This is a genomic window from Martelella endophytica (assembly GCF_000960975.1).
GTDB classification, from domain to species: Bacteria; Pseudomonadota; Alphaproteobacteria; order Rhizobiales; family Rhizobiaceae; genus Martelella; species Martelella endophytica.
In genome coordinates this window covers 1,228,743-1,240,651 of sequence record NZ_CP010803.1, presented here as the reverse complement: position 1 = coordinate 1,240,651, position 11,909 = coordinate 1,228,743, and the positions used below count along the sequence as shown (strand labels likewise).

Sequence of the window (11,909 nt, the reverse complement as noted above, 5' to 3'; positions counted from 1 at the left end):
GTTCCGTCCGCACGCGCGCAAAGACAAATGGATGGAGCATTTTCGACGATCCGGTTTTCACCGGAAATGCTCTAGCGACAGTCGCTCAGGCGCGCCGGCGCAGATGCTCGTCCAGTCGCGGCATGATCTCCACGAAATTGCACGGCATGTGGCGATAGTCGAACTGCTTTTCGAGGATGCCGTCCCAGGCGTCCTTGCAGGCGCCCGGCGAGCCCGGCAGCACGAAGATGAAGGTCTGGTTGAACAGGCCGGCGGTCGCCCGCGACTGCACTGTCGAGGTCCCGATCTTCTCGAACGAGATCCGGTGGAAGACCGCGGAAAACCCGTCCATCCGCTTTTCGAACAGCGGTTCGATCGCTTCCGGCGTCACATCCCGCCCGGTAAATCCCGTGCCGCCCGTCGTCAGCACGACATCGATGTCGGCCTCGCCGCACCACCGGGAAACGACGGCGGCGATCTCCTCGCGGTCGTCGCCGACGATCTGGCGGTCGGCGAGGATATGGCCGGCCTTCTCGATGCGCGCCTTCAGCGTTTCGCCCGAGCGATCATCGGCGAGCGTGCGGCTGTCGGATACGGTGAGAACGGCAAAGCGGACGGGAATGAAGGAACGTTCGATCATCTTTCATCTCCTGAAACGGTGCTGCTTGCGGCAACAAACCAGTCCGGATGGGCCCCGGCAATGGTGGCGGCCGCAATCTCTGCATGATTCATGTCAGCGAAAAGGCCGAAACATGTCGCTCCCGAGCCCGACATGCGGGCGATTGTCGCACCCGCGGCCGAAAGCGCGGCAAGGACATCGCCGATCACCGGTTCGGCCTGACAGGCGGCCGGCTGCAGGTCGTTGCGGCTTGCCGCAATCAGCGCCATCCAGCCGCCGGCCGTTTCCGGCAGCGCCCCGAGCGGCGGATTGTGCCGGCTTTCGAGCGCAGCAAAGATCGTAGGCGTGGAGACCGGCACCAAAGGATTGACGAGCACCAGCGAAAGCGCCGGCAGACCTGCGGCAATGCGGATATCCTCGCCGATCCCCCGCGCCGTCAGCGGCCGGCTTTCAAGACACATCGGCACATCGGCGCCAAGAGAGAGGCCGAGCCGCTGCAGCGTGTCGGAGGAACAGTCGAGCGACCAGAGCCGGCACAGCCCGCGCAGCGTCGCCGCAGCATCCGCCGAGCCGCCGCCAATGCCTGAGGCCGGCGGCAGGTTCTTTTCGAGGTGGATGTGAACCGGATCCGACGCCTGGCCGGTCTCCCGCGCCAGAAGCCGCAGCAGATTGCGGGCCTTCAGCACCAGATTGCCGGTGATCGCATCGTCATCGCGGGGCAGCGGGCCGGCGAATCGACCGGACAGCGAAAAGCCGTCGGCATCGGCGCTTTCGAAGGTCAGCCGGTCGCCGATCGAGGCGAAGGTCACCAACGTATCGAGCAGATGATAGCCATCGTCGCGGCGCCCGGTGACATGCAGGGCCAGATTGACCTTCGCCGGGGCGAATTCGTGGACTGTCACGGCGTCTTGACGGCGTCTCCGTCTCCCTCGGCAGCCTTGGCAACCGGGGTGGCATCGTCCTTCTGGTTCTCCGCCGTCAGGCCGTTGGCAAGCTTGTCGCGGATGCCGGGGACGAGGTCCGCTTCAGGCTCGGAGGCCAGCGCCTTGTTCCACTGGTAGATGGCTTCGAGCTTGCGCCCCACCTGCCAATAGGCATCGCCGAGGTGATCGTTGATCGTCGGATCGGCGGTGTCGAGCTCGACGGCCCGCTCCAGCTCGGTGACGGCGTCGTCATAGCGTCCGAGCCGGTAATAGGCCCAGCCGAGCGAATCGACGATATAGCCATCGTCCGGCCGCTGATCGACCGCCTGCTTGATCAGGTCGAGGCCATCCTCAAGATTGATGCCCTGGTCGATCCACGAATAGCCGAGATAGTTCAGCACCTGCGGCTGATCGGGATAGAGATCGAGCGCCTTGAAGAAATTCGGTTCAGCCTTGTCCCATTCCTTCAGCCGCTCATAGGCGATGCCGCGGCGATAGAAGATACTCCAGTCCTCCGGCTTCGGCACCGGACCGATGACGTCGACGGCCTTGTCGAGCACATCCGCCATCTCCTGGAACTGTTTCTCGCCGGAGAGGATGGCAGCGAGCGCGAGATAGGCGCGGCGGTCATCCGGCATGGCCTCAACGAGCGATTCCAGATGCTCGCGTGCCTCGTCCGGCTGACCGAGATCGGCCAGCAGCAGACCCTGCTGCAGCTCGGCCAGATGAAACTGCGGCGAGCCTTCCGGAACCCGGGCGAAATAGGCGAGCGCCTGCTCCGGCTTCTTGTTGGCGGCGGCCACCGTTCCGAGCGAATAGAGGATGTCCGGCTCGTTGGGCGCCAGCGCCGAGGCCAGCGCCAGATAAAGCGCGACGACCTCGTCGGGTCCGCCCTGGTTCAGCGCTGCGGCGATTTCGAACAGCACGCCGGCCGCCCCTTCGGTCGCCGTCTCCGGTGCGCCATCGATCGGCTCGCCGGCTTCAACGGCAGCCCTCAGCGGATCGAGCACGGCGTCGTTCAGGCCGTAGGTCTCGGCAACCGAAATCGTGTCGAGCGCCTTGCGGGTATTGCCCGCCTTCTGCTCCAGCCCGGCAAGGGCAATCACTGTGCGCAGCATCGTATCCGGCGCGGCAACGCCGCCCTGCCGATCGGAAAGCGCATTGTTGAGATAGGTGCGGGCCCGCTCCGTATCGCCGGCGATCAGCGCGATCGCGCCGGCATTGTCATTGGCAAAGAGATTGTACCAGGGCGGCCCCTCGAGCGCATCGATGGTCTCGAGCGCAGCATCGGTATCGCCCTTGCCGACCTGTGCCCAGGCCTTCAGCAGTTCGGCAACGAGCTGGTCGAGATCGCTGCCGCCGAACGTATCGAACCGGGTGATCGCATCATCATAATCGCCACTGGAAAGGGCGGAGAGGCCAAGCGCAATGTTGCGCAGGGAGACGAGCTGCGGGTTGTCGGAGGTCTTGTCCGCTTGCGCCGCAGCACCCTGCAGGTCGCTGTTGAAGACGAGGGCGATGAAAAGCTGGTCGTTGGCGCCGACATCATCCGGCGAATATTGCAGAGCCCGGCGGAAATAGGCGATCGCGGTATCGAGATCACTCTGACCGGCGGCAATCTGGCCGGCAAGCACTGCGCCTGCGAAGGTCCTGGCACTGGCGGGATCGAAACCGGGCACGGGTCCGCCATCGGCAAGGGCAGGCAGCGGAAGCAGCAGGGCGGCGGCAAAAAACGCGCGCCGCAGACGGCTTTTCAGGGGGCTCGTCGTTGTCATGCAGGACCTTTCTTCGGCAGCGGCGAAGCTGCCGTCAACTGATTCGCGCGATGCAGAAATCGACGACTTCCTCGAGCGCATGCCGGGCCGGCGACATCGGCAGCGGCGAAAGCGCCGCACGGGCGGCCTCGCCATAGGCAAGCGCGCGAGCGATCGAATCACCCAGCGCGTCGTGCTTTTCGATCAGCATCCGGGCCTTTTCAAGGGCGGCATCATCATTGACGCCATCCTCGATGGCATTGCGCCAGAAGGCCCGTTCGATCTCGTTGCCGCGCTGATAGGCGAGGATGACCGGCATCGTCACCTTGCCCTCGCGGAAATCGTCACCGACATTCTTGCCGAGATCGGCGCTGGAGCCACCATAATCGAGCACGTCATCGACGAGCTGGAAGGCAAGGCCGAGCGCCATGCCGTAGTCGCGCAACGCGACCCTGTCGGCATCCGCAGCGCCGGCGATGATCGGGCCGACTTCGGCCGCGGCGGCAAAAAGCTCGGCCGTCTTGCCACGGATGACCGCTATGTAATCGTCCTCGGTCGTCTCCATCTTCTTGGAGACGGCGAGCTGGAAGACTTCGCCTTCGGCAATGACGGCGGCAGCATCGGAAAGCACCTTGAGCGCCTGCATCGAGCCGGTCTCGACCATCATCCGGAACGCCTGGCCGAGCAGGAAATCGCCGACGAGGACGCTCGCCTGGTTGCCCCAAATCATCCGGGCGCTGGACTTGCCGCGCCTCAGATCGCTCTCATCGACGACATCGTCGTGCAGCAGGGTGGCGGTGTGCATGAATTCGACGCTGGTGGCGAGCCTGACGTGATGTTCGCCGCGATAGCCGAACATGGCGGCGGTCGCGAGCGTCAGCATTGGCCGGAGCCGCTTGCCGCCGGAGGAAATCAGGTGGTTGGCGACCTCCGGTATCATCTGGACATCCGAACCCGCCTTGGACAGTATGAGCTGATTGACGCGCTCCATGTCCGCCCGGGTCAGGTCAACGATGGGCTTGACCGAGCCGGTTGGTTTGTTCTCTTTTGCTAGCGGTGTAACGGCGCCCAAGACAACGCGCTCCTGTTGATAATCCTGCCCGAGAATAGGGAGCGCGGGCAGGGGCGACAAGAGGCAAATTGTTCCTTTTCAATGAATTCCGGAGAGAACCATGTCCCTCGTCAACCTGATGCGCACCAATGATGCGGTGGTTCTCGGCCTCGCCGAAAGCCTGCTGAAAGATGCCGGCATCCACCATTTCGTCGCCGATCGCGACATGAGCGTGATGGAAGGCTCGCTCGGCCTGCTGCCGCGTCGGCTGATGGTCGAGAGCGAGCGCGAGGACGAGGCCCGCACGCTTCTGACCGAGGCCGGGCTCGGCAAGGAACTCGAGCCGGAATGAGCGCCGCCCTCGCCGAAGAAACCATCGACGCCTTTCATCGCGGCGGCTTCCACCTCGTCCAGCCGAAGGGCCGCGGCCACCGCGCCGGCATGGATGCGATGCTGCTGGCCTCGATGGTCGACGCGAAAGGTGTGGTCAGGGTCGCCGATCTCGGCGCCGGGGCCGGAGCGGCCGGGCTTGCCGTCGCCGCGCGCCTCGAGGCGGCGGAGGTCAGCCTGTTCGAGATTTCCACGGAAATGGCAGGCTTTGCCGAAAGGTCGCTGGCGCTTGCCGAAAACGCCCGTCTTGCCGGCCGCGTCCGGGTGTTCGAGGCTGACGTGACGCTGAAGGGAGCGGCCCGCAATGCCGCCGGCCTCGCCGATGACAGCTTCGACCACGTCATCATGAACCCGCCCTTCAACGCCACGCGCGACCGGCGCACGCCGGATGCCCTAAGGGAAGTTGCGCATGCTATGGAGGACGGCCTGTTCGAAGCCTGGATCCGCACCGCAGGCGCGATCCTGAAACCCGGCGGCCAGCTTTCCCTGATTGCCCGTCCGCAATCGCTTGCCGAGATCATCGCCGCCTGCGGCAACCGCTTCGGCGGGCTGGAAATCACCCCCGTCCATGCCCGCGCCGGCGAAAACGCCTTTCGCATCCTCACGAGCGCCATCAAGGGTTCGCGCGCCCGCCTGGAGCTGCGCGCGCCGCTTTTCATGCATGGGCCCGATGGCCACGCCTTCCTGCCTGAAGTCGACGACCTCAACAACGGCCGCGCCGCCTATCGCCGCTCCACCAAAACTTTGCGGTAAAACCCTTGTTTCGCGTGGGTTTCGGCATACATCGGGTTCTCCGAGAGGTTTGTTTTGGAGGAAACGGTGAAAAAGCTGGTTCAGGGGTTCGTCCCGAAGAGGTTCCGCAAGGAAAGGACCGTCATCCCGGTCGTCCGGCTTTCCGGCACCATCATGGCCTCCAATTCCCCCGGCCGCCGCAATCTCAACCTTGCCGCCGTTGCCCCTGCGCTTGAAAAGGCGTTTTCGATCAAGGATGCGCCGTGTGTGGCGATTGCGCTCAATTCGCCGGGTGGCTCGCCGGTGCAATCCCGGTTGATCTACCAACGCATCCGCTCGCTCGCCGAGGAAAAGCGCAAGCGCGTGCTGATCTTCGTCGAGGATGTCGCGGCATCGGGCGGCTACATGATCGCGCTGGCCGGTGACGAAATCTTCGTCGATCCGACCTCGATCGTCGGCTCGATCGGCGTCGTTTCCGGCGGCTTCGGCTTCACCGAGATGATCCGCAAGATCGGTGTCGAGCGGCGCGTCTACACCGCCGGCGAGAACAAGGTGATGCTCGATCCATTCCAGCCGGAAAAGGAAAAGGACATCGAATTCCTGAAGGGCCTGCAGCAGGAAATCCATCAGGTGTTCATCGCCATGGTGAAGGAACGGCGCGGCGCCAAGCTCGCTGACGATCCGGAGCTTTTCTCCGGCCTGTTCTGGAGCGGGCTTTCCGGGCTTGAACGTGGCCTTGTCGATGGCGTTGGCGACATGCTGACGACGCTGAAGACGCGCTATGGCGACAAGGTCGAGCTGAAACTGGTGACCGGTCCGACATCGATGCTGGGCCGTGCCAAACCCGGCATTTTCGGCAGCATTTCGGCCACCGAAATCGCATCCGGGCTTGCCTCGGGACTTGCGGAAACGGCGGAGGAGCGCGCATTATGGGCGCGTTACGGCTTGTAGATTCATTTTGACGCATCTTCGCCTGTTTCGGTGCTTCTGCCGGACGGCGAAACGCTCCAGGGGCCTTCAATGGGACGTCTTCTTTTTCTTGCAGCCATAGCCGGTGGCGGATACGCGCTCTACCGCAAGTTCATTGCGGATGCGGAAACACTCACCGCCCGCAGCGAGCAGAAGCGCGCCGAGCAGAAGAACGGCGCCAACGGCACGCTGGTCCAGGACCCGGTGAGCGGCGAATACCGCGTCAAGCAGGCCGACTAGTTTTCGGCCACAGCCAGTCGACTATCCACCGCCAGCTTCCCGAACAAAATTGGCTTGATCTGTTGCGTTTCCGGTCGACAATGTCTTCCTGGGAGGCTCTCCTTCGTCGGGGCTTTGATCATCAGGTGCCCGCACTTCGTGCGCCTGGGTTCCCCCATTCCGCCTCTTTGCAACTTGACATTCGCCAACACGCTTGCCGCTTCTTTCATCAAAGTGTTACACTTTCCGCGTGAACGGCGATACACGCGCATGAGATGCGTGCCGATTGCCCGGAGTTGTTGACGTGCGCCCGCGCGGGTCGCGGATTTTCCGTCGCCCTGGCGATGCAGCTCCCCGGAAAACGGAATACGCGGTGGCTTCCGCGCATTCCCTGGGAGGAATGCTGGGGCGCCGCGCTTTGTCGAGGATCTCCGCTCCAGCAGTTTGAAACGCGCGACCGGCCGGGGCATCCCGTTTGTGCCGCGCCAAGCCAAGGAGTGCCTGCATGAACCTCGGAGTGACGATCAGCCTCACCCTTTATTTTGTCCTGATGCTCGCCATCGGCTTGTATGCCTGGCGAAAATCGACCTCGAACTCCGAGGAATACATGCTCGGCGGCCGCCAGCTTTCCCCGGCGGTCGCGGCGCTCTCCGCCGGCGCCTCCGACATGAGCGGCTGGCTCTTGATGGGCCTGCCCGGCGCCTTGTTTGTTTCTGGCCTGACGCAAAGCTGGATCGGCATCGGGCTCGTCATTGGCGCCTTCTTCAACTGGGTGATCGTCGCGCCGCGCCTGCGCGAGCAGACCGAGCGCTATGACAATTCGCTGACCATCCCGGCCTTCCTGTCGAAACGCTTTCCGAGCAAGGCACTGACGCTACGCAGCGTTTCGGCGATCGTCATCGTCGTCTTCTTCGCCGTCTACACCGCCTCCGGCCTGGTGGCGGGCGGCAAGCTATTCAACACGGCCTTTCCCGACCTCATCCATATCGGCGACACCAGCGCCTACCAGACCGGCATCTACCTGACCCTCGGCATCGTGCTGATCTACACCATGGTCGGTGGCTTTCTCGCCGTCAGCCTGACGGATTTCGTGCAGGGCTGCATCATGATGCTGGCACTGGTCGTGATGCCGCTCGTCGTCGTCTTCCGGGCCGGCGGCCTCGACGTCACCGCCGAGCGCATGTTCAGCGTCGACCCGAACTTCCTGTCGATGTTCCACGGCCTCACTGTCATCGGCTGGCTCTCGGCCGTTGCCTGGGGGCTCGGCTATTTCGGCCAGCCGCACATCATCGTCCGCTTCATGGCGGTCAGGAGCGTCGCCGACGTGCCGAAGGCACGCAATATCGGCATGACATGGATGATCATTTCCCTGGCCGGCGCTGTCGGCGTCGGCATTTTCGGCCGCTCCTATGTGGTCGGCAACAATATCAATGTCGCCGATCCGGAAACCATCTTCATCGTGCTTGCCAACACGCTGTTCATTCCGCTGATCACCGGCTTCCTGCTGGCCGCCCTGCTGGCGGCGATCATGAGCACGATTTCGAGCCAGCTTCTGGTCGCCTCCTCCTCGCTGACGGAGGACTTCTACCGCCTGTTCCTGCGCCGCCATGCCAGCGAGCGCGAGATCGTCAATGTCGGCCGTGCCTTCGTGCTGCTGGTGGCGATCGTCGCCGCGATCATCGCAAAGAACCCGGACTCCAAGGTGCTCGGCCTCGTCTCCAATGCCTGGGCCGGTTTCGGCGCCGCCTTCGGGCCGCTGATCATCCTGTCGCTGACATGGCGCGGCATGTCCGGCGCGGGTGCCGTCGCCGGCCTCGTTGTCGGCGCGCTCACCGTCATCATCTGGATCGCGCTCGGCTGGGGCTCGAGCTTCCTCGGCGGCCCCGGCGTCTACGAGATCATCCCCGGCTTCATCGCCGCATTCATCGCGATCTACGTGGTCAGCCTGATGACGCCGACCAAGGACGAATTCCGGCCACTGACAACGCCGGCCGAATAGTACAGGTGCTGAACGTCAGCAGCCCCGGCGGCGCGAGCGTCGCCCTGACTGCCGACGACCTCGGTGCCATCCGGAAAGCGCTCGAGCAGATCGACATCGTTGGCGAACACTATAACGCCCACGGTCAGGCCCGTATCAACCGCTAACCTCATTGCCGTTGGCGATCGATCGGACTCAAAGGACTCGGCCCGTTCCGGACGGCGCCGGGTCTTTCCATATCGGGGCCATCGGCTTGACCCCTTGGCGCTTCCGTGGCACTCAGCGCTAGCCCTTCAATGAAGACAAAGTGCCATGCCCGAAGCGACGATACCGCCCCATATGCACCCGACCCGCTCCTTTCAGGGGCTTATCCTGACGTTGCAGGCCTACTGGGCCGACAAGGGCTGCGCCATCCTGCAGCCTTACGACATGGAAGTGGGCGCCGGTACGCTGCATCCCTCGACGACGCTGAGGGCGCTCGGGCCGAAGCGCTGGAATGTTGCCTATGTGCAGCCTTCGCGCCGCCCGGCCGACGGCCGCTATGGCGAAAACCCGAACCGCCTGCAGCACTACTACCAGTACCAGGTGCTGCTGAAGCCCTCGCCGCCGGACCTGCAGGAGCTCTATCTCGGCTCGCTGAAGGCGATCGGCCTCGATCCGCTGCTGCATGACGTGCGCTTTGTCGAAGACGACTGGGAAAACCCGACGACGGGCTCCTGGGGTCTCGGCTGGGAATGCTGGTGCGACGGCATGGAAGTCTCGCAGTTCACCTATTTCCAGCAGGTCTGCGGCATCGAATGCGCCCCAGTCGCCGGCGAACTGACCTATGGGTTGGAGCGCATCGCCATGTATGTGCAGGGCGTCGACAGCGTCTACGACCTCAATTTCAACGGCCGCGACGGCGACGAGAAGGTCACTTATGGCGACGTCTTCCTGCAGACCGAGCAGGAATATTCGCGCCACAATTTTGAATATGCCAACACCGAGATGCTGCACCGGCACTTTCTCGACGCGGAAGCCGAGTGCAAGGCGCTGCTGGAAGCCGGTTCGCCGGCAGAGCCCGGCATGCTGCACAAATGCGTGTTCCCGGCCTACGACCAGTGCATCAAGGCCTCGCACATCTTCAACCTGCTCGATGCCCGTGGCGTGATTTCCGTGACCGAGCGGCAGAGCTATATCCTGAGGGTGCGCACACTGGCCAAAGCCTGTGGCGAGGCCTATCTTCTGACCGATGCCGGGGGCTTTGAAGCCAGGGCGGCCTGAAGGCAGCCCGGCCACCGAGCGACCAGACCGGGGAGGAATGCGCATGATCACCTTGATCGTTCTCATCGTCATCATCGGAGCCATCGCCGGCTTCGTCATCTCGCTCTACAACGCCCTCGTGCGCGCCCGCCAGACGGCGGAAGAGGCGTGGTCCGGGATCGACGTGCAGCTCAAACGCCGCGCCGACCTGATCCCCAATCTGGTGGAAACCGTGAAGGGCTATGCGAGCCACGAACGCGGCACGCTGGAAGAGGTTGTCGAAAAGCGCAACAAGGCCCAGAGCGTCGCCACCAATGATGTGGCGGGACGCGCTCAGGCGGAAGGCGAGTTGACCCAGGCGCTCGGCCGGCTGTTTGCTCTTTCTGAAGCCTATCCCGATCTCAAGGCCAACCAGAATTTCGCGGACCTTCAGGCCTCACTCGAAAAGACCGAGAGCGAGATCCAGATGGCCCGGCGCTATTACAACGGCGCTGCCCGCGATCTCAACATCAAGGTCGAAAGCTTCCCGAGCAACATCATTGCCGGCCAGTTCGGGTTCCAGAAGCGCGATTATTTCGAGATCGAGGAACCCGGCGACCGTGCCGTGCCCGAGGTTTCGTTCTGAGTGACCGCCGCGTTGCGGCCCTGATGAAAGTTGCATCCCAGATGGAAAAGCTCACCGTCGTCCCGCCCGGCCACGCGCTTGAGGGCCATGTCAGCCCGCCCGGATCGAAGTCGATCACCAACCGGGCGCTGCTGCTCGCCGGCCTTGCCAAGGGCACGAGCCGGCTGACCGGCGCGCTGAAAAGCGCCGATACCAAGCACATGGCAAACGCCCTGCGGGCGATGGGCGTCACCGTCGAGGAGCCTGACGAGACCAGCTTTGTGGTCACCGGCGCCGGCCGGCTCGAAGCACCCTCCGGTCCGCTCTTTCTCGGCAATGCGGGCACCGCGACCCGGTTTCTGACGGCGGCCGCGGCGAGCGTCGACGGCACCGTCATCGTCGATGGCGACGAGCATATGCGCAAGCGCCCGATCGGCCCGCTGGTCGAAGCCCTGCAGCGTCTGGGCATTTCGGCGGAGGCCCCGACCGGCTGCCCGCCGGTGACGATCACCGGCAACGGCCGCTTCGGCACCGGCCGTGTCGAGATCGACGCCGGTCTTTCCAGCCAGTATGTCTCCGCGCTGCTGATGGCGGCTCCCCTCGCCCCCGCCCCGGTGACCATCGCGCTGACCGGCACCGAAATCGGCGCGCGCGGCTATATCACGCTGACGCTCGATGCCATGGCCGCCTTCGGCGCCACCGCGAAGCAGGTGGATGATGCGACCTGGGAGGTGCAGCCGGGCCACTATCAGGCCACCGATTTCCACATCGAACCCGACGCCTCCGCCGCCACCTACCTCTGGGCCGCCGAGCTTCTGACGGGCGGGAAGATCGACATCGGCACGCCGGCCGAAAAATTCACCCAGCCGGATGCGAAGGCCCATGCCGTAATGGCCGCCTTCCCGCATATGCCGGCTGAAATCGACGGCAGCCAGATGCAGGACGCCGTGCCGACGCTCGCCGTGCTCGCCGCCTTCAACGAGACGCCTGTGCGCTTCACCGGCATCGAGAACCTGCGCGTCAAGGAATGCGACCGCACCCGCGCGCTCTCCCTCGGCCTCAACGCCATTCGCGCAGGTCTTGCCGAGGAAGACGGCGACGATCTGATCGTCCATTCCGATCCGGCCCTTGCCGGCCAGCACCTGCCCGCCGAAATCGACACTTTCGCCGATCATCGGATTGCGATGAGCTTTGCGCTCGCCGGCCTGAAGATTTCCGGCATCACCATTCTCGACCCGCTCTGCGTCGGCAAGACCTATCCCGGCTACTGGGACGCGCTGGCATCGCTTGGCGTCAAATACGAAACCTGAGGAGAAGCATCATGGCGACAGCAAAACCGACAATGTCAGCTTTGCGGGGTTTCGTCATGCGGTCGGTCTCGTGGTTTCGCGCGGCACACCCATCAATCTCCCCCCTTGAGGGCAGGATCGCGCTTGACCTTTCCGCAGA

General features: G+C 63.9%; 13 protein-coding genes. 9 read left to right on the top strand and 4 right to left on the bottom strand.

Going from position 1 to position 11,909, the window contains the following annotated elements:
* Positions 1 to 85 precede the first annotated feature (85 nt).
* The 4 genes from moaB to TM49_RS05615 are packed head-to-tail and all read right to left on the bottom strand — an operon-like array spanning position 86 to position 4,347.
* On the bottom strand, positions 86 to 619 hold the full coding sequence (gene moaB, locus TM49_RS05630) for a molybdenum cofactor biosynthesis protein B (protein ID WP_045679903.1): 534 nt from the start codon (positions 617 to 619) through the stop codon (positions 86 to 88).
* Positions 616 to 1,500, bottom strand: coding sequence for a 4-(cytidine 5'-diphospho)-2-C-methyl-D-erythritol kinase (locus tag TM49_RS05625; protein WP_045679902.1), 885 nt, complete (start codon positions 1,498 to 1,500; stop codon positions 616 to 618). Before TM49_RS05625 ends, moaB begins: the two co-directional genes overlap by 4 nt.
* Positions 1,497 to 3,296 (bottom strand): tetratricopeptide repeat protein, encoded by a 1,800-nt coding sequence (locus TM49_RS05620; protein WP_158498607.1) that lies wholly within the window; start codon positions 3,294 to 3,296, stop codon positions 1,497 to 1,499. The genes TM49_RS05625 and TM49_RS05620 overlap by 4 nt, the downstream gene beginning before the upstream one ends.
* A 34-nt stretch (positions 3,297 to 3,330) precedes the next feature.
* Positions 3,331 to 4,347: a polyprenyl synthetase family protein gene (locus tag TM49_RS05615; RefSeq protein ID WP_045679901.1), complete on the bottom strand. Its 1,017-nt coding sequence runs from the start codon at positions 4,345 to 4,347 to the stop codon at positions 3,331 to 3,333.
* A gap of 100 nt (positions 4,348 to 4,447) precedes the next feature.
* On the opposite strand from TM49_RS05615, the gene TM49_RS05610 reads away from it, so the two are divergent.
* The 9 genes from TM49_RS05610 (at position 4,448) to aroA (ending at position 11,770) form a co-directional block, all read left to right on the top strand.
* Positions 4,448 to 4,678: a putative signal transducing protein gene (locus TM49_RS05610; protein WP_045679900.1), complete on the top strand. Its 231-nt coding sequence runs from the start codon at positions 4,448 to 4,450 to the stop codon at positions 4,676 to 4,678.
* Positions 4,675 to 5,469, top strand: coding sequence for a tRNA1(Val) (adenine(37)-N6)-methyltransferase (locus TM49_RS05605; protein ID WP_045679899.1), 795 nt, complete (start codon positions 4,675 to 4,677; stop codon positions 5,467 to 5,469). The genes TM49_RS05610 and TM49_RS05605 overlap by 4 nt, the downstream gene beginning before the upstream one ends.
* A 66-nt stretch (positions 5,470 to 5,535) precedes the next feature.
* Entirely contained in the window at positions 5,536 to 6,399 is an 864-nt protein-coding gene (locus TM49_RS05600; RefSeq protein ID WP_082074880.1) for a S49 family peptidase, read from the top strand.
* Between the two features lie 69 nt (positions 6,400 to 6,468).
* Positions 6,469 to 6,657: a hypothetical protein gene (locus TM49_RS05595; protein ID WP_045684815.1), complete on the top strand. Its 189-nt coding sequence runs from the start codon at positions 6,469 to 6,471 to the stop codon at positions 6,655 to 6,657.
* 484 nt (positions 6,658 to 7,141) lie between these two features.
* Entirely contained in the window at positions 7,142 to 8,635 is a 1,494-nt protein-coding gene (putP, locus tag TM49_RS05585) for a sodium/proline symporter PutP (protein ID WP_045679897.1), read from the top strand.
* A gap of 5 nt (positions 8,636 to 8,640) precedes the next feature.
* A complete protein-coding gene (locus tag TM49_RS23600) occupies positions 8,641 to 8,781 on the top strand; it encodes a hypothetical protein (RefSeq protein WP_158498606.1) in 141 nt (46 codons plus the stop codon).
* A 145-nt stretch (positions 8,782 to 8,926) separates the two neighbouring features.
* The gene (locus tag TM49_RS05580) at positions 8,927 to 9,877 is read left to right on the top strand and encodes a glycine--tRNA ligase subunit alpha (protein ID WP_045679896.1); all 951 of its coding nucleotides are present in this window, start codon (positions 8,927 to 8,929) and stop codon (positions 9,875 to 9,877) included.
* A 43-nt stretch (positions 9,878 to 9,920) separates the two neighbouring features.
* A complete protein-coding gene (locus TM49_RS05575; RefSeq protein WP_144409482.1) occupies positions 9,921 to 10,481 on the top strand; it encodes a LemA family protein in 561 nt (186 codons plus the stop codon).
* A 41-nt stretch (positions 10,482 to 10,522) separates the two neighbouring features.
* Complete coding sequence (gene aroA, locus TM49_RS05570; protein WP_045684812.1) at positions 10,523 to 11,770, top strand: 3-phosphoshikimate 1-carboxyvinyltransferase; 1,248 nt, start codon at positions 10,523 to 10,525, stop codon at positions 11,768 to 11,770.
* Positions 11,771 to 11,909 lie beyond the last annotated feature (139 nt).